The sequence below is a fragment of the Rhodocytophaga rosea genome (genome assembly GCF_010119975.1).
GTDB lineage: Bacteria > Bacteroidota > Bacteroidia > Cytophagales > 172606-1 > Rhodocytophaga > Rhodocytophaga rosea.
The window spans coordinates 2,563,779-2,589,154 of the sequence record NZ_CP048222.1 but is presented as its reverse complement, the minus strand read 5'-3'; the positions used below and the strand labels follow the sequence as shown (position 1 = coordinate 2,589,154).

The 25,376-nt window shown below is 40.3% G+C and carries 21 protein-coding genes; 6 read left to right on the top strand and 15 right to left on the bottom strand.

Going from position 1 to position 25,376, the window contains the following annotated elements:
- Positions 1-16: 16 nt before the first annotated feature.
- From GXP67_RS10845 to GXP67_RS10825, 5 genes are all read right to left on the bottom strand, one after another.
- The gene (locus GXP67_RS10845) at positions 17-4,798 is read right to left on the bottom strand and encodes a translocation/assembly module TamB domain-containing protein (RefSeq protein ID WP_162443153.1); all 4,782 of its coding nucleotides are present in this window, start codon (positions 4,796-4,798) and stop codon (positions 17-19) included.
- A gap of 234 nt (positions 4,799-5,032) precedes the next feature.
- Positions 5,033-6,496, bottom strand: coding sequence for a tetratricopeptide repeat protein (locus tag GXP67_RS10840; protein WP_162443152.1), 1,464 nt, complete (start codon positions 6,494-6,496; stop codon positions 5,033-5,035).
- A gap of 70 nt (positions 6,497-6,566) precedes the next feature.
- Entirely contained in the window at positions 6,567-8,300 is a 1,734-nt protein-coding gene (locus tag GXP67_RS10835; RefSeq protein ID WP_162443151.1) for a M3 family oligoendopeptidase, read from the bottom strand.
- 344 nt (positions 8,301-8,644) lie between these two features.
- Entirely contained in the window at positions 8,645-8,866 is a 222-nt protein-coding gene (locus tag GXP67_RS10830; RefSeq protein ID WP_162443150.1) for a hypothetical protein, read from the bottom strand.
- Between the two features lie 633 nt (positions 8,867-9,499).
- On the bottom strand, positions 9,500-11,329 hold the full coding sequence (locus GXP67_RS10825) for a sodium:solute symporter family protein (protein ID WP_162443149.1): 1,830 nt from the start codon (positions 11,327-11,329) through the stop codon (positions 9,500-9,502).
- A 375-nt stretch (positions 11,330-11,704) separates the two neighbouring features.
- On the opposite strand from GXP67_RS10825, the gene GXP67_RS10820 reads away from it, so the two are divergent.
- From GXP67_RS10820 to GXP67_RS10810, 3 genes are all read left to right on the top strand, one after another.
- The gene (locus GXP67_RS10820; protein ID WP_232065109.1) at positions 11,705-12,328 is read left to right on the top strand and encodes a protein-L-isoaspartate(D-aspartate) O-methyltransferase; all 624 of its coding nucleotides are present in this window, start codon (positions 11,705-11,707) and stop codon (positions 12,326-12,328) included.
- A 64-nt stretch (positions 12,329-12,392) separates the two neighbouring features.
- A complete protein-coding gene (locus GXP67_RS10815) occupies positions 12,393-13,334 on the top strand; it encodes a DUF6089 family protein (RefSeq protein ID WP_162443147.1) in 942 nt (313 codons plus the stop codon).
- Between the two features lie 131 nt (positions 13,335-13,465).
- Positions 13,466-13,996, top strand: a complete 531-nt coding sequence (locus GXP67_RS10810) for an acyl-CoA thioesterase (RefSeq protein ID WP_162443146.1) — start codon at positions 13,466-13,468, stop codon at positions 13,994-13,996.
- A gap of 120 nt (positions 13,997-14,116) precedes the next feature.
- Here the strand turns inward: GXP67_RS10810 and GXP67_RS10805 are convergent, their stop codons facing one another.
- The 4 genes from GXP67_RS10805 to GXP67_RS10790 form a co-directional block, all read right to left on the bottom strand.
- Entirely contained in the window at positions 14,117-14,797 is a 681-nt protein-coding gene (locus GXP67_RS10805) for a hypothetical protein (RefSeq protein WP_162443145.1), read from the bottom strand.
- Between the two features lie 587 nt (positions 14,798-15,384).
- Positions 15,385-15,906, bottom strand: coding sequence for an MOSC domain-containing protein (locus tag GXP67_RS10800; protein WP_162443144.1), 522 nt, complete (start codon positions 15,904-15,906; stop codon positions 15,385-15,387).
- Positions 15,907-15,935: 29 nt separating this feature from the next.
- Complete coding sequence (locus tag GXP67_RS10795; protein WP_162443143.1) at positions 15,936-17,165, bottom strand: MFS transporter; 1,230 nt, start codon at positions 17,163-17,165, stop codon at positions 15,936-15,938.
- A 206-nt stretch (positions 17,166-17,371) separates the two neighbouring features.
- Entirely contained in the window at positions 17,372-18,271 is a 900-nt protein-coding gene (locus GXP67_RS10790; protein WP_162443142.1) for a diacylglycerol/lipid kinase family protein, read from the bottom strand.
- A 188-nt stretch (positions 18,272-18,459) separates the two neighbouring features.
- On the opposite strand from GXP67_RS10790, the gene GXP67_RS10785 reads away from it, so the two are divergent.
- Together GXP67_RS10785 and GXP67_RS10780 are read left to right on the top strand one after the other, a co-directional pair.
- On the top strand, positions 18,460-19,272 hold the full coding sequence (locus GXP67_RS10785; RefSeq protein ID WP_162443141.1) for an FkbM family methyltransferase: 813 nt from the start codon (positions 18,460-18,462) through the stop codon (positions 19,270-19,272).
- A 128-nt stretch (positions 19,273-19,400) separates the two neighbouring features.
- A complete protein-coding gene (locus tag GXP67_RS10780; RefSeq protein ID WP_162443140.1) occupies positions 19,401-19,706 on the top strand; it encodes a DUF4286 family protein in 306 nt (101 codons plus the stop codon).
- Between the two features lie 65 nt (positions 19,707-19,771).
- Here GXP67_RS10780 and GXP67_RS10775 read toward each other — a convergent pair whose 3' ends face one another.
- The 6 genes from GXP67_RS10775 to GXP67_RS10750 form a co-directional block, all read right to left on the bottom strand.
- Entirely contained in the window at positions 19,772-20,467 is a 696-nt protein-coding gene (locus tag GXP67_RS10775) for a DsbA family oxidoreductase (RefSeq protein WP_162443139.1), read from the bottom strand.
- 144 nt (positions 20,468-20,611) lie between these two features.
- A complete protein-coding gene (locus GXP67_RS10770) occupies positions 20,612-21,160 on the bottom strand; it encodes a lysophospholipid acyltransferase family protein (protein WP_162443138.1) in 549 nt (182 codons plus the stop codon).
- 248 nt (positions 21,161-21,408) lie between these two features.
- Positions 21,409-22,176, bottom strand: coding sequence for a patatin-like phospholipase family protein (locus GXP67_RS10765; RefSeq protein WP_162443137.1), 768 nt, complete (start codon positions 22,174-22,176; stop codon positions 21,409-21,411).
- Positions 22,177-22,333: 157 nt separating this feature from the next.
- Positions 22,334-23,182, bottom strand: coding sequence for an MBL fold metallo-hydrolase (locus GXP67_RS10760; protein ID WP_162443136.1), 849 nt, complete (start codon positions 23,180-23,182; stop codon positions 22,334-22,336).
- A 123-nt stretch (positions 23,183-23,305) separates the two neighbouring features.
- Positions 23,306-23,779: a GNAT family N-acetyltransferase gene (locus GXP67_RS10755; RefSeq protein ID WP_162443135.1), complete on the bottom strand. Its 474-nt coding sequence runs from the start codon at positions 23,777-23,779 to the stop codon at positions 23,306-23,308.
- Between the two features lie 50 nt (positions 23,780-23,829).
- Positions 23,830-24,777: an acetyl-CoA carboxylase carboxyltransferase subunit alpha gene (locus GXP67_RS10750; protein ID WP_162443134.1), complete on the bottom strand. Its 948-nt coding sequence runs from the start codon at positions 24,775-24,777 to the stop codon at positions 23,830-23,832.
- A 184-nt stretch (positions 24,778-24,961) separates the two neighbouring features.
- On the opposite strand from GXP67_RS10750, the gene GXP67_RS10745 reads away from it, so the two are divergent.
- Complete coding sequence (locus tag GXP67_RS10745) at positions 24,962-25,372, top strand: hypothetical protein (RefSeq protein ID WP_162443133.1); 411 nt, start codon at positions 24,962-24,964, stop codon at positions 25,370-25,372.
- Positions 25,373-25,376 lie beyond the last annotated feature (4 nt).

The following is a 25,376-nucleotide window of genomic DNA, read 5'->3' as shown; positions in this document are numbered from 1 at the left end:
TATAGTTAAATATTGTTCAATCCAATTCTTTCGTTTCTGAAGAAGTCTCCAACTTTAAATTTTCCCTTTCCCTTGCCCGTTTGCGGCTGATAAATAAATATTTCCAGCGGTTAAAGTTTTTGCGGTGTAAAATTGAAAAACCAATTCTTTCCTGTTGCCTGGTTGAAGAAATAAGTATATTTTGTTCATTTTTCCGGAAGAATTTCAGATTCAGGTTTCCTGAAGGAAGTAGCCGGTATTCTACCGTAAAATCGCCAATAATATTTCTGGCATTATTACTGGCAGAAGCTGCGCCGCCTACCCCTACATTTCCTCCTACCGACACACTTAATCTTTCATCAAACAACTGTTTGGATACATTCACTCCTACATTTTTGTCAGTATAACTGGAAGTTCCTTCCCGGGATTCTACATTTACACTTACTTGTACACCCAGATAATCCTGTGCTAAATTATTGAGCTGTTGCGAAAGCAATCCACTTATACCCTGATCCACTTGCGCATTTACAGTACTAGTTGTTCCTCCGCCTCCGCCACTTCCGCCAAATAGATTATTATTTTCCGGTAAAAACTTATTCAGCGCAATTAGAGAAAATACCTGTTTATTGAGCTCACTTTCATCTGCCCTGATAGAGGCTAATCTATCATTCAAAGCATAATTGTTATCTCCAGTATTAGGTATTTCTATATCAAATTTTACTTCCAGCCCTTCCAAATTTCCTGATATTTTAGTAACCGCCCAAACCGGCACTCTCTTGGATTCAGTTTCTACCCCTATATCTGCCAAAGAGGTTTCTACTTCATAGACAGCAGTAATATCCAGTTCTGCATCAGTAGGCGGACCATTCAGCGTAATGGTACTGCCTTTGCGTATATCAAATTTCTTCTTAACGGCTCCCATCAGATCAAGCAGGTAACTACCATCATTAATCGTATAAACCCCATTAATCAGAAAGTCACCTTGTGGCGTCATTCTGAGGTCAAAATCGCCATCCCCTAATGCCCGGATATTGTCTTTACTCTGGTCGTTGAGCAAAATGTTTACTTCAGTTTCTGAAGTTACTGTGGCCCGTAGATTCATCACAAAGCCTGAAATACTTGCTTCTTCCTCTTCCTCTGCATTTTCGGCATCGTTTTCTGATGCTGGTGCATTTGGATTTATAAAAGTGATATATTCAGCTCTTTCCACTTCTGCGGCTCCTTTATCGTAAGCGATCAGGAAAACCTGAGTATCTTCCAGCGTACGTACATTTCCTGTCATTTCCAGATTACTCACTGGGCCTTGCATGCGTATATTGACCGAAGCAAAGGCTTTTCCGTAAAAAGATTCGCCTGTACGGGTATTCAGGAACTGGAAACGATCGGTTTTGAAAGACATGTTCATCCGGATATTCTCCATATCCCGGTAATCCAGATTACCATCTAGTACAGCCGTACGTTTATCTTCATCAGCGAAAGTAAATTTTTCTAATACCACTGTTTTGTCCCGGAAACTGATTTTCTGATCGTTAATGGTAAAAGGTACACCAAGCAAGGCAGGCCGTATCAATGTTTTACCAAACACCAGATCACCAGTTACAGCTGGCTCAGAAATACTGCCTCGTACTTTAAGATCCGCTGTCAGATTACCAGACATTTCTGTTACATGCTTACTAACAAAAGTCCGGAACTGCTCTAAGGTGATCTTATTAATTTTAACATCCAGACTTAAATTATCCGTTTCTTTGGCCGGGAAGTATGAACCAGCTGCATTAATATCATTAGCCTGGCTCTCAATATTGGCTTGCAAAGAGATACCACCTTCTGTATTCCGGTCGGCTTCGAGGCGGATATGGCCAATAGCACTTTCATTTACCTTTAGCGTATCTACTTTCACCAAAGCTTCTATTGTTGGTGCTTCAAAAAGATCTTGAATCTCGGTCTCTCCGAATATTTTACCACTCAATCCCAGTGCTTGCTGTCCTACTAACTCCAGAATTTCTCCAATATCAATATTAGACAATGACACATGCAGCGGTTTGGGAGCATTCCCTATATCCCGGCTGTATATAGCTATTACCTGATCGTTATGATTAAGCATAAAATTATCTGCAAACAGGTACTTAGGTGCATACACAATTTTGCTGTTATCGGCAAGCTGCCAGTGCTTATTTTTCACGTAGATATCTGATGGATCAAAGTTTACAATGAAGGTATCTTTTTTGATCATAAAGCGACCATTCAAATTGAGCCTTGAAATTGCTTCCTCAGCTGCAAAACGGATATTAAATTTCAGGTTGTCTTCATCGATAGTAGACGTAATTCTAGGTAATGGAACCACCAAACTATCACTCACTTTTACCTGGGCAGCTTGTGCTCCAAAAGACAGTTTATCGCCATTTGTATTTACATCCAGTTTAAAATCTGAAACACCTTGTTCTCCAAAATTGATTTGAGGTGCATTGCCCTGTAGATTCAATTGATTGGTAGCACTGGAGAAGTTTCCAGTGAAAGTAATATCCTGTGGAATGTCCAGTCCTTCCACCATACCTTCTATAATCTGAGGATTCGCTTTCACTGCCATTTCAAACTTCACCGACTGATCGTTCTTCAGCGCCTGGTTGCTAACAGGATAGGTAGTGAGATACTCTTTAATAAATAAATTGATGGCCTGTGGTAATTCTTCAAAAGTGAAATTTCCCTGGGCTTTTGCACTCAATACATCCGAGCGGATGCTTACCGTACGAAAATCATCATTTTTATCAAGCGCTACAATCAACGAATCCATGGTAAGCGCCCGGGTTGACTGTTGCACAACCAGATTACTCAATGTAAGTCCGCCTGTCATTTCATCAGGTACCGTTCCCCGCATATCAGCAAAAATACCAGAGCGGATGGTAAGGGTATCTGTTGTAAAGTTAAGCTCCCGTAGATTTACTTCCCGGATGTCTGCCAGCAAATGGAATCCAGGTTGTTTGGTTTGCATGTTGGCTGAAGCTTTAAGCGTAGCTTGTAAGTTTTTGTCATCAGATTCCAGAACCGCAGTAGCCAGTTCATTTATATAATCACCAGTTAGTTTGATATTGCGGTAGGTATACTGGTTATATCGGAGACTTGCCAGGTTTACCAGCGCATTCTTCACAGCGATATTATCTCCATTCCGGCTGCCATTGATTTGTGCGGTAAGCGTAACCTTCCCCATTTTACTTTCTTTACCAAGTATTTTCTCCAGATTTAGTTCTCTCACCGACAAACGGGCATTAGCTTGGTTACGGGTGAAAGAAGTATCAGTAGAGCCAGTAAAATTCATATTTGCACTTCCAGCTGCAGTCTGTAAATTAATATCTCCTTTTATGCCGCTTAAACGCCCATTCAGGTTAGCCCGGAGTACTATATTTCCCATCTCATTAAACTGTGGTGGCAAAGTGCCTTTGGGTAAAAAACTTTGAATAAAAGTTGAGCTGGTATGCAAAGGAGAAATATCCAGATTCACCTGCATATCGGCTAAATTGTAAATATTACTTGCATTCCCGTTCAGGAGAAGGTAGTTAGCATTATTAATAGATAGTTTTAATCGCTCCATTTCTGCATTCTGTCCATCCAGGTGCATATTGCCATCCAGAAACAGATGTTGTGCCTGAAGGGCAGGAAATGTATCCAGAGCGGTAGTAAAATATTGTGCATCTTCTATCCCAAGAGAATCCTGTTTGAACTTGGCGTATATTTCCAGTTGCTTCACCAGGTTGGCTGCATCTGTAATAGAGGCAATATTTATCAGAATGCCATCATCCAGAAGAGAATGAGCCGTTTGTAACTTTTGCAGGTCTATTTGTACAGCTGGCATATCTGCTTTAAAATCAAGTGCCAGTTGTTTCAGGTCAAACCCACTTTTTTCGCGGAAAGCAAAGTTCTCTACTTGAAGGGCAAAGTTATTGGGTCCAATTTCAATTCCTGTAATTGCCAGCAATAAGCCGCGTACATCAATATGGCCAAAATCCATTCCTTTAGCTGCAACATGTGCGCCCTTTACATCATACTTCAGGTTGGTATTTTTAATGTCAATATCTTTGATAGTCAGGCGGTAGCCACTGTCATTAAATGGAGTTTCCACAGAATCTTTTACTTGTGTGCCTGCCTGCTGAGGCAAAGAGTCTGTATCGATGGCTTTGGCTACAGAACTGGCTAGCGTATCTAACTTGGTAACTTCTGCTGCAGCTTGTGCGAGTGTATCGGCTTCCGGTTGCGGCTGGCTGAATGCCATTTGTAACCCATCAATATTAATGCTGTTGATTTTAGGGTATTTATCTGAAAGGCCAAGGGTTTGTACGTCTACTACAAACGAGTTCAGTGCCATATTCAGGTCATTGCCCTGGTAATCGTCAGCCATGGTAAAGCGGACTTTTTGCAGGTTCACTTCACTCAGATCAAAATCCCAGGCAGAGGCTGTCGTATCTTTAGCAGTTGTATCGCTGGAGGCAAAGGCTTCCGGAATAAAAGCAAAATTAAAAGTAGAATCATTTTCTGCCCTGGTCAGGTTAACTACCGCATTATCTAAGCCGATCAGGTTTACATGAACGGTTTTGTTTAACAGTGAAAGTATCCCCAGGTTTACTTTCAATTCCTGTGCAAACAGAAGCGTATCCTTTTTCTGATCTTCCAGGTAGATCCCTTCTAATACAACGGTTTTGAAAAAATCTATATCTACCCGTTTAATGCTCAGGGTAGTGTTGAGCTTTTTGGAAAGGCTTTGCGTAACTTTTTTTACAACCGCTGTTTGTACCTGAGGAATCTGTAATGCTCCCCATACAGCAGCAAACAATAATAGTACGCCCAGGATAATAAAGCCTATTATCTTTCCTGTTTTGGCGAGTATGTGTGTTACCTTGCTGATAAGTATAACTATTTAAAGATGGCCGATGCTTTGTTTTACGCTGTATACGGATAATATTATAATTTGATTCCTTATTTAGAAAGTTTTATCAAGTATGCTCTAAACAGTCAATTGAATTTTATTAATGAATCACTTTAATAAGCGGTAAGTCACACTATTCTATTACTCTGTATCCAGTTCGCTCAGTGCTGCCTTGGCTTTATTATTAATACTGTTTTTGTATTCATGTTTTTTATAAGATAATGCTTTTTCGTAATATTTCCTGGCTTGTGCCAATTGTCCTTGTTGCTGGTATATATAGCCTAACTGCAAGGCGGCATTGGCGCCAAAATAATACTGTTCTTCTTCACTCAGTTGAATGGTACGCTCATAATGTGTAATTGCTTCTGTAATTCTTTCAGTTTTATGAAAAATCCTGGCTTTGCGGTAATTAAATTCAGCCTTATCTTTTTCCTGCGGAAAGCTGCTCTCAGTAAAATTTCCAATTGCGTCTGCCGCCTCCGGATAATAGCCACCATCAAAAGAAAGCCGGGACTTCATTAGGCTTTTGTGTGGTAGTACCTTGGTTTCTGCAAATTTATGCGCATACTTATCTGCCTCTGTTACCGTTTGCCCAATGGTTAGTACATCATCCAGGTATTGCTCCGGAGATGGCTGATTGGTTAGCCATTGGATCAGAAACAATTTATAATAGGTGTCTTTTAAAAAATTCTGACCTTTATAATTCATCAGGAAAAGAGTATACTGCTTTTGAGCTTCCTCATATTGTCCTTTTTGCAGAAATATCTCTCCTTTCCGGTACGCAATCAGATGCAATGGCAAGTACCCATGACCGGTAGGCCGGCCTTGCAAAACAGTTAATGCCAGCTCACTTCGGCCTTCTTTCATCGCTGCTGAGGCATATACAAAATGTGCTAATAAATTATCAGGATAAGTTTGGCATATACGCTCAAAACCCGATAAAGTTTCTTTTCCTGATTTGAGAATATAAGTATGAATCATACTCAACAGGAGAGAGGATTCCAGGCTAAAGGGCAGATTGCAGTTTTGCACTGCCTGTAATTCCTGCAAACCTTCTGTTACCGTACCCTGCATTCCAGCCGAGTTGATTACCCAGTTGTATTTTTCTGGCACTGAACCAATTAATACATGCAATAATCCCAGAGATTTTTTATTAGGCAAAAATTCAGGAAATTTTTTCTGATTCTGCTCCAGTAATTTATAGGCTTGCCGGATACTCCAGGCAGCAGATAGTTCCTCCCCAAATTTGAGTTTGATGAAAGCCCACTGCAATTTGATTTCAGCCTGGCAAAATAAATAGTAAGGCGATTCTTTCTCCAGTCGGCTTATCTTTTCTAATCTGTTGTTTTCATTTCCTGAGAGCCAGTGGTAGGTGTCTTTATTCTCTGTAATGAGCAATCTTATCAGGTCTGCATAATTTTCCAGGTAGATCGCAATTCCATTTTGTGGATCTTTCCGAAGTTCTTCCTGTATCAACTGGCTGCCTTTATCTACCTTCAAAGCGAGTATATTAAAATAGGCTTCTTCCAGAGCTGGTGTAAACCGGAAAGCAGCTGAGGCAGAAAAAACAACAAGCGTAAGCAGTAAAATCAGAAAAAAACGCACAGCATCTGGTGTTTTAATTTAGCCTTACTTAAATCAAGAGTAATGGATTTGAAACCCACCACTTTTGAGATTATTTTACTTTCTCCAGTTCCGCTTTTACAAAATTCATTAATGTGGTGATGTATTCTTTAGAGAAGTCGAAGGGAATGTAGGCGGCTTCATAAATCTGGCGGATAGGTTTGGTATATCCTAGTTTTAATGCATTCAAATATCCTTGTAATCCTTTTTCGGGGTTTTCTTTAAAATTTTTCCACACAGCGACGGCACCCAGTTGAGCAATGCCATATTCTATATAGTAAAAAGGCACTTCATACAAATGCAACTGCTTTTGCCAGATATACTGTTTGTATTTCTCGAGTCCGCTCCAATCGGTAATAGTATCTGAAAATTGTTCATAAATCTGCGCCCATTCTGTACGTCTCTCCTCTACGGTATGCTGCGGATGCTCATAGATCCAGTGCTGGAATTTATCGATAGTAGCTACCCAGGGGAGAGTTTCAATAATTTGCTCCAGATGTTGTCTTTTTGCCCGGCGTAAGTCGTTTTCATTATCAAAAAACAAATTCCAGTGATCCATACTAATTAATTCCATTGACATAGAGGCCAGTTCAGCCACTTCCGATGGTGGATGTTTGTAAGCATTCAGGCTTAGGTCTCTGGTGAGGAATGAATGGATCGCATGGCCTCCTTCGTGCAAAATAGTTACCATATCCCGCAAATTAGAAGTAGCATTCATAAAGATAAATGGAACGCCTATTTCATCCAGGGGATAGTTATACCCGCCCGGTGCTTTTCCTTTTCGTGATTCCAGATCCAGATGACCCATTTTTTTCATAATGGTGAGGCATTCTCCCAAAAAAGGATCGAGCCTTTTGAAACATTCAATGGTTTTGTTCATCAAATCTTCTCCGCTGATAAAGGGAACTAAGGCAGGCAAGTTGGAAATATCCACCTTTACATCCCAGGGACGAAGTGTTTCGAGTTGTAAAGCTTGTTTGCGTTCAGTAGCCAGATTATTCAGCAAGGGAACAACAGCCTGGGCAACAGCCTGGTGAAAAGCAAAACAATCTTCGGGAGTATAATCAAAGCGGCCCAGGGCAGCAAACATATAATCGCGGTAGTTAGCAAAGTCTGCATTAATGGCAAGCTGATGGCGTAATCCGACTAATTTATTGAAAAGCTCATCTAAGGAATCTTTATCCTGGTATCTTCTCTCCTGAATCTTCCTATATATATCTTCCCGTTTGGCCCGGTCGGTAGATTGCAGATAATCGGATGCCTGCTGAAGCGTGAGTTCCTTACCATCAATCTCCACAGTCATAGCTCCGGCAATAGCGCCATATTTGCGTTCTTCAGTTTGTAATTCTGTAATAATTGGAATGTTCTCTTCCCGGAAAATTTCAAATTCCTTTTTCAGACTTCTGACCAGAATATCAAATCCTTCTTCCTGAATATGCTGCAAATGAGTATTATTTAGCGCTTTTTCATTGAGAGAATTGGTTTCCGGGGCAATCTGAGGTTGTATATCAGTAATAAATTCATTCAGATGATTAACTAGTTGTTCATTGGCCGTATCGCAGGTCATTTTAATGTAGCGCCAGGCAAAATTCTCCGATAGATACGATTCCAGTTCACTGCGATCGCGAAACCAGCGTTGCAGGTCGGCGGCTGAACGGATTGATCGTTTGTTCAGGTTGTCGAAGAAGGGTTTTATACTTTCCCAATTGGTTAGCTGGAAGTTTTCTGGCAGGAACCTTCTGGGTTTCCGCTGAGGCACTTGTAATACTGGAGACGTATGTAGCATGAGTGTAAGATATTTAATATTCGATAGGTTGTTTGCTTATAAGATTTAAATACATCAAAAATATATAATAGTTTAGAATACTTTCTGCCTGGTCTTATCAGGTTATTTATCATATTCAGAGCATAGGCTTTATTATTTAAATATCCATCCTGCTACTGTTCCAAATCCGATAACTGTACAGCTAATAAGGACAATCAACAAACTAACGCATCCAATAGGAAGTAATTTGTCGGCTAATGTTGGCAGCTCTGATGCGTGTATCACATTGTTTCTTTCTTGTCGTGTGAGTTCCAGGTATTGAAGGAAAGTATCACTTTTACCGTCCACCCAGTCTTCTTCATAGCTCAGATGGTGTATATTTTTCTGCTCTGTTTCGCCTCTACTTTTTCTTCAATGGTTATATAGGCTTGAGTCAAATCCTGCAAGAATTGCAAAATCCCCTCTTTGTTTGCTTTAATAAAACTTTCATCCAGGCCACCACCATACTGAAATATTCCAAAATAGGCTTTCTGCTTATTATCCTTCCTCTTCAAGTAATCTAAAAATTCTCGTATCTCCTTATCCACAATATCTGTTTGATTTTTTTAGAACGTATAATGCTTGTTTTCAAGATTTTAAAAATAAAAATTTCTAAAATCTGTTGACATTGAGTTGTCAGTACTAGGTAGTTTATTATTGCTATCCCCGGCAAATATTCTATTATGACGATTATTCAAACGTTGTTACAAGAAATGAATCAGGAAACTCAAACTACCCGTAAAATGCTTAAATGCGTACCAGAAGGCAAATATGATTGGCTACAAATGTAACTGAATTACCTTCCAGGGTATCTATGACACTTACAACCGATGAACTGAACTTTGCAAGTACTCTATATCAACCAGTCCAGATAGATAATAATACCAGCTTGCTTAATTATTTTGAGCTGTCCCTGGCATAAGGTAAAGAAGAATTAAGCCAAGCGCAGGAAAACCAGCTTTCCCAGCTCTGGACTTTGCGTAATGGTGATGGAATATACAGTACTTCTGCAAAAACAGAAGTAATCCGAATGAGCTATTATCAGATTGTTCATCACCGGGCACAATTAGGCGTATAGTTGTGCTTAATATACTGATACCTGGAAGTTATAGTCCGAGTGGGGGTGAAATGAATGTTAATTAACTTAAAAAGGATGGGCTCTAAGCCCATCCTTTTTATGCTTATATGGAAATCTTTTGCTGAGGAGCCGGTTGCGTCTCATCCATCTGCAATTTTGACCACAATTTAATTAATATGAAGGAAGTAATAGCTACCCCAACCGTCAACAAGGAGGCAAGTCCATAGTTGCCATAAATCCAGTTACCCACGGCAAACAATGCGAAATACACCAGTAATGTTCCTATGAGCATACATAATATTCCTACAGGTACATCCCATCCCTTTGAATTCGCCGTTTCTAAAGGCTCGTTATCCTTTTGTGCCTCCTCTACTACTTTTTGCCAGCCAGGTCCGCCAGGTTTTACCAATTTATAGAAACTCCGCAAGGTTGCAGTATCAGTAGGTCTTGTTAGAAAAGTAACGATAATCCAGCCAACAGTTGTAATACCTACGCCCAGCAATAATTTGCTCACATTACCAATAGGGGCAAATCCTAATGCTGGGTGAATCAGCTCCAGATAAAGCGCCACCAGAAAAGAAATCGCCATTGCTGCCATTTCACTATAAGCATTGATACGCCACCAGAACCAGCGCAAAATAAATATCAGTCCGGTACCGGCTCCCACTTGCAAGAGAATATTAAAAGCTTGTAACGCATTTTCCAGAACCAGGGCAAACAGGCAGGTAAGCACCATCAGTATTACTGTTGACCACCGGCCTACAGCTACCAGCTGTTTTTCACTGGCCTGAGGATTAATAAAGCGCTGATAAAAGTCATTTACAATATAAGAAGATCCCCAGTTTACCTGTGTTGAAATGGTAGACATAAAAGCTGCGATCAAAGAAGCCACTACCAGTCCTATTAAGCCGCTAGGCAAAAAGCTAAGCATAGCCGGGTAAGCAAAATCATGCCGGATAAGCTGAGGTGCCACATTGGGGAACGCTTGTTGAATAGAGGGTATATCCGGAAAAACGATCAGGGAGGCGAGCGCTACTATAATCCAAGGCCAGGGACGTAAGGCGTAATGAGCCACATTAAAAAACAGGGTAGCTGCAATCGCACCTTTCTCATTTTTTGCCGATAACATCCGTTGTGCAATATAGCCGCCACCGCCTGGTTCGGCACCAGGATACCATACACTCCACCATTGTACGGCCAGTGGCAGAATGAGTAATGTAATCAGTGCATCAGAATCCGCAAAATCCGGCAACATAGATAATTTAGGACTTACAGCGCTATGTGAAAGTAAATTTTGTAATCCTCCTACTTGTGGCAGATCCAGCAAGTAGTAAGCCGCCCAGAAGGAGCCTAGCATGGCAATAAAGAACTGGAAAAAGTCAGTAAGCAATACCCCTTTAAATCCGCCAATGGTACTGTATACCGCTGTAATCGCCATAGAAATAACCAGAGTTTGCACGGCAGGCCATTGCAACATTACTGCTCCAATCTTGGTAAGCGCCAGACTTACAGTTGCCATTACCATAATATTAAAAAATACACCCAGGTAAATAGCCCTGAATCCCCGAAGGAAGGCAGCCATTTTACCACTGTAGCGGATTTCATAAAATTCTAAATCAGTAAGTACCTGGGTGCGTCGCCAGAGTTTGGCATATATAAATACGGTAAGCATTCCAGTCAGCAAAAATGCCCACCATGCCCAGTTACCGGCTACTCCATTTTGCCGGACAATATCAGTTACCAGGTTTGGAGTGTCGCAGGAGAAAGTAGTAGCCACCATAGAAACCCCAAGTAGCCACCAGGGCATATTCCGTCCGGAGAGAAAGAATTCAGACGCACTTTTACCAGCACTTTTAGCCGCATACAAGCCGATTAGTAATGAAATGATAAAAAATGCAAATACAATAATCCAGTCGAGGGTACTTAATAACATGGGATAAAATTTGAAAGTGGTTTATTAATTAAACAATAAGCTAAATTATGTTCAGATACTTTTAGTTATTTCATCAGTAAATCTTTTCAAGATAGTAAATATTCATAGTAAAAAGCTAAACTTGCAAACAGTAAATCGATGTTTAGTCAGGGCAGTGCTAATTTTTAGAGATTGTCGCAATCGTATCGGTCTCAGAATCGTATAATTATAATCAGGCACTCATTTAAACAGATAGTAAACAAAAAACAGGTTATACTCATCATCTGGTTTAAGTATTGATCATTTCATAAAGAAGATAAATGTATAACTACTTGCAAATCACCATTAATTCAGACAGATAGGAATATGCTGGAGGATAATTACAGGCATAGAGGCATGCGAAAAGCATTGATACGCACACTGGCAGAGAAAGGCATTACTCATCCTGAAGTACTGCGGGTGATGGAGAAAGTACCCCGCCATTTTTTCTTTGAAAAAGCCTTTCTGGAACATGCCTACCAGGATAAAGCTTTTCCCATCGGTGAAGGGCAAACAATTTCACAACCCTATACCGTTGCTTTTCAAACGCAATTGTTAGCACCCAAACCAGGCGACAAAGTATTTGAAATTGGCACCGGTTCGGGTTACCAGGCAGCTATTCTGGCTGAAATGGGCGTAAAATTGTTTACGGTTGAATTTAATCGCCATCTGTACACAAGAGCTAGTCAGCTATTACTAACACAGCTTCGTTACAATATAAAAATGTATTGCGGCGATGGCTCGGTAGGTTTACCAGTATATGCACCTTTTGATAAAATTATAGTAACAGCCGGTGCGCCTGCTGTACCAAAAAACCTGGTAGATCAGTTAAAAATAGGTGGAGTCCTTATAATTCCCGTAGGCAATAATGAAAAGCAACAAATGCTAAGAATTACCCGGGCAGAGGATAACAAAATTATTAAAGAAACGTTTCAAATATTTAGTTTTGTGCCTTTACTGGGCAAAAATGGATGGAAATAAAATTTGCTTTCGTATGTATATTAAATTATTTTTGTGTAGGTTGTCCAAGTAACGACTGTATCTTATGATAAAACACAAACGCTACTCTATTTTTCTGGCTTTTCTTGTAATGTTTCTGCTTCCGGCGGCAGTTATGGCGCAGCGTGGACCATTAAGAAATTCCCGTTTATATAAAGGACAGAGCAATTATGGCATCATGAGGGTAACAGCCGGTACGGGTACTTCAACGTATTACGGCGACCTGTGTGAATCAGGAGATTGCCTCAAAGCCCGGCCTCAGTTCAATGTTGGATTTAACTACAGATTTACCGGCAGGTTTACAGTTAGAGGCGAATTATCCTATAATAGACTGTATAGTACAGATAAGGGAGGTAAAAATGCCCGTAGAAATCTATCTTTCAGATCCGGTAATCCTGAGATCCATGTAGCTGGTGTATTTGATATATTTCCCCATACTAAATTCTATAATCAGCGCCAGTTAGTACGTCCCTATGCTTTTGCAGGTATTGGCTTAACATATATTAGTCCAAGAGCTGAACTCAATGGAAAATGGCATAGTCTGGCTCCGCTTGAGACAGAAGGCATAGCTTATAAGCGTTTGCAACCTGTGATTCCTTATGGAGGTGGTGTTACATTTAAAGTAAATCCATATTTAGATTTTAGCGTGGAAGTTGGATACCGGCTTACTTTCTCCGACTATCTGGATGATGTAAGTACTACTTTTGTTAGAAACTCCAGTATTGATGGAATAGGGGCTGCCTTAGCCGACCGTTCGCAAGAAGTTGGAGTTAAACCATACGATACAGATGATGGCATTCACTGGAAAGAAGGGCATAAAAGAGGAAATCCAGGCAATAATGATGGATATGTAAATGTGGGTTTCAAACTGGAGTATACGCTAAACCCGGTGATAAGACCTAAACTCAACGTATTTGGCCAGCCTCGTAAACCCCGTTTCTTGAGTCCAAAGAAAATGAGCATATCCGGTAAAAGAAAACCCAGATAATTTATCTCAACAATATTTAGCATAAAAAGCAACCTGCGTTTGGTTGCTTTTTGTGTATAATAGAGCTGTTAAAATAATCACCCTCAATAATTATTCTTTTCATTCCTAAAATTTAGGATAATACGACACACATGGTTCTCCAGAAATTTGTAAAAGATTCACTTACCACCATGACCGAACTGGTGCTGCCCAATGATACCAATACGTTGAATAACCTGATGGGAGGAAAAATGATGCATTGGATGGACATTGTTTCAGCCATTGCAGCGCAAAAACATTCTAACCGGATTGTAGTAACTGCTTCTGTGGATAATGTTTCTTTTGCCCAACCTATTAAACTGGGTAATGTAGTTACCTTGCGCGCCCAAGTTACCAGGGCATTTACTTCTTCTATGGAAGTATTTATTGAAGTTTGGGGGGAAGACATTCCGGCCGGACAACGGTACATAAGTAATAAGGCTTTTTTTACTTTTGTAGCCATGGATCAGAATGGTAAGCCAGCCCATGTGCCGGAAGTGGTACCTGAAACGGAAGAAGAAAAAGCGTTATATGCGAGTGCACTTCGGAGGCGTCAGCTTAGGCTGGTTCTGGCCGGACGTATGAAACCCCATGATGCCAGTGAACTAAAAGCTTTATTTGAACTGGAAAATCCTGAAGTATAACTAATAGTAAAATAGTGGTACTTCACCATTTGCAGTAAATACAAAAGGGCAAGACGAAAATCTTGCCCTTTTTACCTTTTTATACTGTCTGCTTGTATTCTATGCTTTTACCACAATGAATTAAGCAATTTTCTTTTTCAACTCAGCATCGCTGCTTATTCCCCTGTCTATGATCTGACGGGCTTGCTTGTAGGTATTTACAAAGTTTTTATCCTTTATTAAGCCTTCAATCAGGTCATCGAGTTTGTCGATTTCAGTACGGGCGCCTTCCAGCAGAAGGGATATATTTGCTGTTGCCGTTACTCTTTCACTGGCAATACTATCACGTTGCGCAGAAAGAGGTTTTAGCGTATCAATCGCTTCCTGAAGTTCAGTCAGATTTTCTTCGGTTACTAAAAAATCTTTCAGATCCGAAAAATGCTCTTTTCCCTTATTATGAATAGTCTGACAACGGTTAATAATTTGTATTTCCGGCCCTCTCCTGATTTCACTCTCAGAATAGTTGATAGCGTATAATAAGGCTTTATTATTATTGATCTTGGCGTAGGATCTTATTTTTAGTAACAAGGCATAGGCTAGATCACACATATGTTGCATCTGGCCATCTTTGTCCTGCGTATAACCAACAGTAGTGCGTTCGGCCTGGGTAAGACTTTGCTGATGAAGCGCTGCTACAAATGTGCGGAGAGAAAAAATAACCTTAGTAAGCGGAGCAGAAGTATTCCACAAAGTAGGCCGGGTGTCCAAATGTGCCAGCACAGCTTTGAACATAGTTAAAGAGTTGAGTTGACGCTGATTCATGATATATAAAGTTTAAACTGTAGACAATTTTCGACTATATATTCTCTTTAAAATTAGTTAGTTACCTTACGGAAACAGGTAAAATCCCTGGTTATTCAAAATTCTATGTCAGGTTTGGTTTGTATTTATAATTTTTCCGGCTTAAAACATAAGGAATTGAATAAGAAAATGCTAAAACCGCATCCATTCATTAAATAGAAGAACTTAAATACACCATCAATAGGTTATTGATGGCCAGAGCAAGTAGGTACAAGCCAAAACCATCAGGTAAACTGCCAGAACGTCAATGTAAGCAAGCAGAACAGCAATGTACGCTGCCAGAACAGGCCTGTAAGCAACCACAACGGAATAGAAATTATCGGGAACAGTTATTTGAAATAGCAGAACAATGAAGGAAGACGATAGAACAAGCCTGTAAACTGACAGAACAATTGTGTTAGCTTGGCAGACAATACCTTAAATATTTGCAGAGAGACTGTGTTTGCGTGCGGATGTAAGATTATAGGGACTTTTAATTCACTTTAGGCGCAACATTCGTATCTCAGATGGATATCAGATTATTGCTGGTATCAAGAAAATGTACGACTTTATAAGATTGGCTTTACAATTTCTGAATGTACAACTACCTGATCGCCAATGCTGATGGTGCCTCCCTGTATAATTCTGGCAGTAATGCCTCCATGTCCTCGCATTGCATTATAGCCTCCTTCACCTAGCACTTCTTCCATCCGGGAACAGGGATGACATAAGCCAGTCATTTCCAGTAAGGCAGATCCCACAAAAAACTGTTTGTCTTTCAAAGCCAGCAGATTCAAGCCCTTTATTACAATATTCCTTCTGACCAAAGCCGGATTTACTTCTGACATTCCCAGAAAAGATGCCATGCTTGCCAGGTGTTCTGCCTGAATAAGTGTAACATGCCTGGTGCTGCTAGCCATTCCTTTATAATGATCTCCTGCTAATCCTTTTGCCTGAATAACTTCTACTTGCTCAACAGCTGTAACTGGCATTCCACGACCCGAACGGATTCCAATCCAGGTAACGATTCCAGGATGAGGTAATTTGGTGAGTAACTCACCAATCTTGGCACCAGCTATTTTTTCAGGCATAGGATAACAGAATTTACAGATAATTTATATTATGCATTTTCAGCATTCCATTCTTTGATTTGTTTTTCCGAAGGCAGAAATACAGTAAGTATCCCCAGCGCAGGCAGAAATCCGCAAAGAACCATGATAAACTTAAGTCCCATCACATCAGCCAGACCACCTAACGCAATAGCACCCACCGCTGCCATCCCAAAGGAAAGGCCAAATACCATTCCTGAGATCATTCCCACCTTGCCAGGAATCAGTTCAAGGGCATATACGAGTGTTACTGAAAAACTGGATACAACCACAAAACCATTCAGTAGCAACAAAGGATAGGTCCAGGCAAGGCTAACATGAGGGAGTATAATGGACAAGGGGGCAGAGGCAATCATGGAATATAGGATTACATTTTTCTTTCCAAACCTGTCGGATAAAGGACCACCAGATAATATACCCACGGCCGCTGCCACCAGATACAGAAATACATAGAACTGGGCATCTTTTATACTTAGCCCATAATTTTCTATCAGGTAAAAGGCGTAAAAGTTTGTAATCCCTGCCCCATAGAATGCTCGTACGAATACTAGAAATACGATCAGAAACAAGGCAAACCCAACTTTTTTGTTTCTGCTTTTATTTGTAGCGGTAACCGTACGTTCTTTTCTAACTGGAAATTCGTAAACCAGTAATTGCTGGCGGTACCAGCTGGCAATATACATCAGCAAGATAATGGCTATTGCTGCAATTACTGTGAACCAGATGGCTCCAAACTGACCCAGAGGCACAAATATCAGGATAGTCATAATAGGAGCCAGAGATTGCCCGGCATTTCCTCCTACCTGAAAAATAGACTGAGACAAGCCTCTTCTCTGCCCGGCAGCCATTACCACTACTCTGGAAGCTTCCGGATGAAAAACAGCAGAGCCAATCCCTACCAGGGTTACTGAAAGAATAATAAGTCCTAAACTAAAGGAGAAGGCTAATCCAAGCATACCGGCTAGGGTAAATGCCATGCCGATGGGCAGCAGATAAGGTAAAGGTTTGGAATCTGTATACCAGCCAATTACCGGTTGCATAATGGAGGCTACAAAATTATTTGCAAAGGCAATACAGCCTAGTTCAAAATAAGTGAGATGAAGCGTTTGCTGGATAATGGGAAAAATCGCCGGAATTACCGACTGAATAGAATCATTGAGCAGATGTACCAGGCTGATGGTAAGCAAAACCGGGTACAAGGTTGAGGTCGCTGAAAGAGAAGCCGTTTTTAACTGATTCATTCCTGTAATTCTATACAAAACCCTCGCAAAAACAGAAAGCCTTGAAAAAACAAAAGTGGTACATTTTTATCTTTTCTTAACAGCAGCAATGCAAGAAAAGTTGAAAATATATGAATGATACTACATTTTCATTTCTAAGTGATATAGCACTTGTTATAGCTGGGCACAACGTACTGATCAGCTTATTTTCAGCGCACCTCTATCATTTACGGGACCAGTACATTCAGGCTATTCGGCCTAACCTTAACTGTCAGTGTTTCCTCCATTAAACAAGGCTCTCCATCAATATGAACCGGCGCAGGTGCTTTTCTTTCTACACGTACAGATGGAGCCCTCCAGATATGCATATATGCCGACCCATCAATAGTGCGGTTGAATAGTTTTACTCCCATATTTATTGCCTGTACTGCCGGAAACGGACGCAGTAAACAAACATCTATTAATCCATCTTGCATACTTGCTTTAGGAGCTATATACGCATTATTTCCATATTGGGCTGCGTTTGCAAAACTGATCAGAAATGCTTTTTTTTCTATCCATTTGCCATCAATCTGTAAGCGGTAGGTTTCCGGCTGATAGTTGGCATATTCCCATAAAGTAGTCTGTACATAGGTCTGAAAGCCTCTTTTTTTCTGCATAGAAAAACACTGCCCAATGTGGGCATCAAAACCTACTCCGGCCGTGCAAAAGAAAGGCCGGTCATTTAAAGTACAGGAATCTATGCAGATTTTTTTTCCTTCTACCAGCAGGCGCAGCGCACTCATGGCGGCCAGAGGAATATTCAAATCCCGGGCTAGTCCATTACCTGAGCCCATGGGAATAATGCCGAGCGTACTGGAAGTATATAACAGACTTTGTGCTACTTCATTCATGGTGCCATCACCTCCAACCGCTACTACATATTCAATGCCTTCTGCGGCAGCTTTTGCGGATAACTCAATGGCATGCCCTCCTGCTTTTGTAAATTCGATCTGGTAATCGAAATATTCAGCAGGTACATTTGCCCGGATTAGTTCTTGAATCCCTGTTTTAGAACGAGTGCCCGAACGGGGATTCACAATAAATAAAACCCTCTTTTTTGAAGAAACCGTGTGCAAAGCCTTCAAGTGAATGAAATGAATGATAGAATCTTATGCAACTTACTCTTTTACGTCTACGGATACAATACATGTATATTTCTTCATAAGTTCTCAATCAATGATTGTGTAATTTTTTCTGTAAACTCTCTAAGTTTAGCTTTTTATAATAAACTTTACGCTTTCATTTGTAAAACTGATGTGTTTGTCTTCTCTATATGCAATTGTTCTTTAAGATACTTTTCAAAGACATATACCACCTGCTGGCTACCAGAAATAGCCGGGAGTTTTTACGGCTGGCTTTTTTGCATGGAGATGCGCCAAGGTATCAGTTGCGAAAGGTAAGTTTCCTGGGATACCGTTTTCAGGTACCCGATGGATTGTCGTTTTTATGGCAGTTTAAAGAAATATTCACCGACGAAGCCTATAAATTTCATGCCAGCCATACCATTCCTGTGATTTATGATTGCGGTGCCAACGTGGGCACCAGTTGTCTGTATTTTAAACGTTTATATCCACAAGCGAAAATACGTGCTTTTGAAGCAGATCCTCAGATTGCCCAATTGTTGGAAAAGAACCTGCAAGCCAATGGCATTACTGATGTATCTGTTGTAAGCAAAGCAGTCTGGATAGATGAGCAGGGAATAGAGATTGGTCTGGAAGGAGCAGATGGGGCATCGGTATTCAGCCAGGGAAAGAAAATTACAATTCCATCGGTGCGTCTCAGCCAGGAACTGCAAACCGAACCTTATATTGACATGCTTAAAATTGATATTGAAGGGGCAGAAACAGCTGTGCTGGAAGATTGTAAAGATAGTTTGAATCAGGTTGGGCATATTTTTATTGAATACCATGCCTACTTACATCAGCCGCAGGATCTGGATAAGATTTTACACATTCTTACACAGAATAATTTCAGGTATTTTATCCGTGATGCCCAGGACCGGAAAAGTCCGTTTGTAGCGTACTACTATAAAAATAATAACGGAATGGACTTACAATTAAATATTTTTGCCTACCGGGTAAAATGACTATGAAAACTTATAGTTTTGACCTACCCAATATTTTAACTTACTGGCTTAAGCAGCGTATGTATTTATAAAATAGCTATTTTTTAATGTATCTGGCAAACAGCATTGCCTGTTCACTTTAGCTCAACATGATTTTATACAGCATCACTATTAATATAGACCACCAGGTACATGAAGAGTGGCTCACCTGGATAAAAAATGAACATATTCCTGATATGCTGGCTACCGGCTTGTTTGTGGAGAATAAAGTGCTTCGTTTGCTCAATGAATTTGATAATGGGGGCATTACTTATTCTTTCCAGTATTATCTCAACAGTATGGAAGATTACATACGGTATGAAACCGAACATGCCTCCCGCTTACAAGATGAGCATATAAAAAAATTCAGGGATAGATTTGTAACATTCCAGACCTTGCTCGAAGTGGTAGAATAGCAAACCCTGAAACAATAGATATTATGTAATACCATTGTTTCAGGGTGAAGTTTTTTAGAAAAAGGTTAGCAATTATTGCCATCAATATCGCAGGCATCTCCTTCAGCACTCACCGCTACTTCTGAGCCAATCTGTTCAAAAACTTGTACAAAAGCATCTAAAGGCTGGGCACCAGAAATACCATAGGTGTTATTTACAATGTAGAACGGTACGCCAGTAATCCCCAGTTTCTGCAATTCTTGTTCTGCTAATGCAATCTGTAGCAAACCTTCTTCACTGGCCAATAGTTTACTTGTTTTTTCTCTATCCAGCCCCACCTGAACGGCTACTGCAAGCATGTTTTCACGCTTGGACAGATCGATGCCATCCGTAAAATAGGCTTTGAATAAGGCTTCTACCATTTCTACCTGTTTGCCTTCCTGATTAGCTAATTGTACGAGCCGGTGGGCATTTCGGGTATTGGGTGAAACCTGCTGTTTGTCATAGTGAAAAGAGATGTCTTCCTGAGCCGCTACCTGGGTTACTTGCCTGGTCAATTGATGGTAACGTTCTGTGCTGCCAAATTTTTTGATCAGGTATTCCTGTTGCTTAACACCTTCAATGGGCATAGCCGGATTGAGTTCAAACGGATGGTATTCGAGAACAAAATCAAATTTATCTGAAAGTTTGTCCAGGGCTCTTTCCAGTCTGCGTTTGCCTATATAACACCAGGGACATACTATATCGGAGACAATATCAATTCTAATGGTTGGTTTATTCATATCGGTTTAGCTTTATTTTCTAAACAGGTATTTACCAATAATTGTTCGCCAGAAGGCCATTGGCATATGGCGATTAATCAATAATAGATATATCTGTTCTGAGAACTTAATATGTACCAATGACTAATGTACAATGCCCGATAATTATCTCACACTGGATTTTTCGGGATGTTTGGCAGTAATGCCGCGGTAAAAACTTTTAATTTCTTCAATGTCTTTCTGGTAATTTCCGGAAGGATAATAGAATTTTGCGATGCCTGCTTCTTTTTTGCCATAATCTAGATAAGACAGGGCGATAGGAACATTGGCTCCTAGAGCTACATGATAAAATCCGGATTTCCAGTCTTTAACATAGCCTCTGGTTCCTTCCGGCGGAATTAGTAACACAAGTTGATTGTGTTCCTGGAACAGGGAAATCATCTGGTCTACCATACCAGTATGTTTAGAGCGGTCTACAGCCATTCCTCCAAAAAAACGCATTATAATACCCAGTGGGAATTTAAAAAGTTCTTTTTTGGCCAGGTAATTTACTTTTACTCTCAATAGAATTAATGCCGCCATAGCAATGGGAAAATCCCAGTTACTGGTGTGCGGTGCTCCGATCATTACGTATTTTTTTACGTGCGGTGGAATGGTTTTAACAGCTCTCCAGCCGATAAGCCAATAGTAAAATTTTGCAATAAGTAGCAGCATGTATCTTCTACAAAGAGTTTTAACCTGTTAGGAAGCAAATAATCTGTTGAAATGCCCAAATTACAGATTAAAACTCAATAAATACAGTGCGAAAAATTTAGTCTCTGGTCTTTTGTCTTTGCAGGAAGCTATAAAACCAGCATGTAAGGGGATGAAAGATCGGTTTGAGTTGATGAATGAATAAAATGCTTTCCAAAACTAATTCTCAAACTGTTGATAACAAAAGCCATGAGGTTGGTGACTAACGACTATATGAGGTTTTTTTCGCGGATTTCAAGTAGATGGTCTGTAATGCCCATGGTAAATGCGTATCCGATTTCAAAGATTTCTCTTGCTTTTTTGCTGTCGAAAGTAGTAAAACGATTAAGCGTTGGAGGCTCAATTAATAGATTACATTTTCCGATTCGTTCCTTAATATTGCTCTGAATGGCCAGCAATAAACTTCTTTCCATTACCGCCCGCATAGAAGTAAGCTGCATTTGCAGGTTAATCGGATTTGTATGCACACCAATAATAAAATCACATTTACCTAAGAGAGGTTCTACTGGAAGATTATTGAGGATACCGCCATCAATATACATTTTTCCATTAATCTGCAGTGGTTCGAAAACAATTGGAATACAGCAGGAAGCCATAATGGGTTTGATCAATGGGCCTTTATCGAAAAATACTGTTTTGCCGTTTTGAATATCTGCCGTACATACCGTAAGCGGAATCTGTAATTTCTCAAAGGAATCTGGCAAATACAGGTCATATAATTTTTCTACCCGTTCCATTTTTAGCAAGCCCATCAATTTTATAGAGGGACGTAAAAACCGGTATAGTTTGGTAGAAATAAATATCTCCAGAATCTTATCCGGCTTGTATCCGGCGGCAATCAATGCACCGGCAACCGCACCCGCACTCACCCCAGAAATCGCCTGAATTTTAAATCCATTTTCCTGCAAGCCCTTAATCACACCCAGATGTGCAAACCCTCTGGCTCCGCCACCTGATAAAACTAATCCTACATTCATGTAAAATATCTATTACGCTGGTATTGAAACAACGACAAGCCTATCCGCAAGATTGCTTGTGAGCCATATACAGTTCTCTAACAAACAACAAGCCATTCAGATTGAAATTTAGATATTTAACCTCTAAGACAAGATGTATTTCAGGAAGGGATTCTGACTAATGTACCATTTCTTTCAACTTCCCTTTTCTGTGCATACGAATGCCTTTCTCCGTAACAGATACTGTAGCACATTCGTGATAGGGATCGTGCTCAAAAAAAAGCAGGTAGTTTTCTTGTGCAGCTTGATTAAGGAATTGTGTTTTTTCTTCCATCGTCAAGAGTGGCCTGGTATCATAACCCATCACATAGGGAATGGGAATGTGGCTGCTGGAAGGAATAAGATCAGCTACAAATACGATAGTCTGGTTATTATAGCGTATACGTGGGAGCATCATTTTTTCGGTATGCCCGTCTACAAATATGAAATCTATATTGGAAAAAGGCGAAGGAGTACCCGGCTTTATAAATTGCAAATGCCCGCTTTCCTGCATCGGCAATAGATTTTCTTTCAGAAAACTTGCTTTCTCTCTGGGATTGGGTTGAGTAGCCCATTGCCAGTGCGCTGAATTGGTCCAGTATCGGGCGTTTTTAAAGGTAAGTTCCAGACCTGATCGATTAGTATTGTACTGAGTGCCACCTCCACAGTGATCGAAATGCAGGTGGGTGAGTACCATATCGGTAATGTCATTCGGCGAAAAACCTGCCTTACGAATAGAACTTAAAAGGTCAGCGTCACCATGCAGGTAATAATAGCTCAGGAATTTTGCATCTTGTTTGGTACCTATGCCGTTGTCTATAAGAATAAGCTGGTTACCATCCTCTATTAACAAGCAACGCATAGCCCAGGTACACATATTATTCTCATCAGCCGGATTGGTTTTCTTCCAGATGGTTTTAGGCACTACTCCAAACATAGCTCCTCCATCCAGTTTAAACAAACCAGTATCAATTACGTGCAGGTTCATATAAAGTAATTTTAATGAGAAATTGAATGCATGAGGGGAAAATACTTGTATGTATTCAATAAATCAATATTATTACATGAAATCAGGAGAATTAGTTATAAAAGTCTGACCAGGAGAAATCGATCAGGAAATGATGGTACTATTTGCCAGTGCCAGATGCAGGATAGGAAAAGGCTTACCCAGACCATCTGTTTCGGAACGGTTTACGACTTTAAAGCCAGTGTGCAAATAAAATCCTAGCGCTTGCTCATTCTGTTCATTCACATCTACTTCGGTTGCCTGGAGGTGCTGGATGGCATAAGTAATCAATTTTTTACCAATCCCTTTTCCCATGGCTTCCGGATGGATAAACAGCATTTCAATTTTATTTCCCGCAATACCTAAAAAGCCTGTTATTTGCTGCTTCTCATTTCGGATACAGAATAGATAAACATGCCATAAATACTCATTCAGGATCAGCGGTTTGAAATATTGGATGTCTTTTTCCTGCAAAAAATGATGAGTAGCCCGTACAGATGCTTCCCATACTTCAGTTATCTCCTGAAAATCGGAAGAATGGGCTTTTGCTATGTCTGTATTCAATTCAGCGTGAGTCATAGGGTTGATAAACGTTCATATTTATCAAAATAATTGCCCTCTTATTATCTCTACTCTACAAAAACACCCATGGAGCAAAACTTATCTATCCGCATATTGATGCGTTCCTGAGGCGTAAGCTGATTGAGAATATCCAGGTTCCGGATAATTTCCTGTTTGATAGTTTGGGACATACGTACCGGATCAATATGAGCACCACCCAGAGGTTCGTCGATAATGCCATCTACCAGTTTGAAGTGGAACATGTCTTCAGCGGTAAGTTTTAAAGCTTCGGCAGCTTGTTCTTTGTACTCCCAGCTGCGCCAGAGAATAGAAGAACAGGATTCAGGAGAAATAACTGAATACCAGGTATTTTCCAGCATCAGCACTTTATCGCCAATTGCAATTCCTAAAGCACCGCCAGAAGCACCTTCGCCAATAATAATGCAAATCACTGGTACTTTCAGCATAAACATTTCCTTCAGATTACGGGCAATGGCTTCACCTTGTCCGCGTTCTTCGGCTTCGATGCCAGGATAGGCGCCAGGCGTATCAATCAGGGTAACGATAGGTTTATTGAATTTTTCGGCCATTTTCATCAGGCGGAGTGCTTTCCGGTATCCTTCAGGATTGGCCATGCCAAAGTTGCGTTGCTGACGCTGTTTGGTATTTCGTCCTTTCTGCTGTCCGATAAACATAACAGTCTGCCCATCGATACTGCCAAAGCCACCTACCATTGCTTTATCATCTCTCACAGTACGGTCGCCAAAGAGTTCAATAAACTGGTCGGTGATATTATATATATAATCCAGGGTATAAGGCCTGTCGCCATGCCGGGAAAGCTGAACTCTTTGCCAGCGGGTGAGATTCTGATAGGTTTCCTTTTTTAACTTGACAATGCTTTCTTCCAGAAATTTTACAGCCATTTGTACATCCACGTTCTTATCTACTGCAAGCTGTTTCATATCTGCTAGTTTTGCTTCTAACTCCGCAATAGGTTTCTCAAAATCCAATAGCATTTTTAACGATTTAGTAAAACAAAATTAATCGTGCAAATTTAGAAGTTTAATCAAAATATCCTTATTAATTTTAGAAAGAGCTTAAAGTTTAAATCACTCTTTTAGAATAAGGGTTTAAGCGATGCAGTAAACAAAGTTTGGATATAATTAATCCAATAAATAAATCTGACGAGAATATATAGAAATGATGTTGGATAAAAAGTTAAGTATATATCTGATTTTAGTGGCATTAGTACTGAGTCAATCTTGTTGTTTAGAGTCAAGTCAAGAAGTTAGCTATCGTATAAGAAATAATTCCAGCGATACACTTACCATTAAGTTTGGAGGATACAATACATTTTATCCGGCTCCTGACTCAGTTATGCTTGCTCCGGGTGAGGATTTTTGGGCGGCAGATGGAGGTTTTGGAAAGCGGCTTAGCTGGGATTGCAGTTCTGATTTTACTCAAGATAGTATTGAGTATCGTCTTTCAGGTGGTGCCACCTTGACCAAGCAACTGCATTTATCAAGCAGTTGGCAAAAGTCGAGTGATATGAATCTTTGTGATGCGCAATGGACTTGTAGTTGTATTATTGAACAAAAAGATATACAGTAGGGAC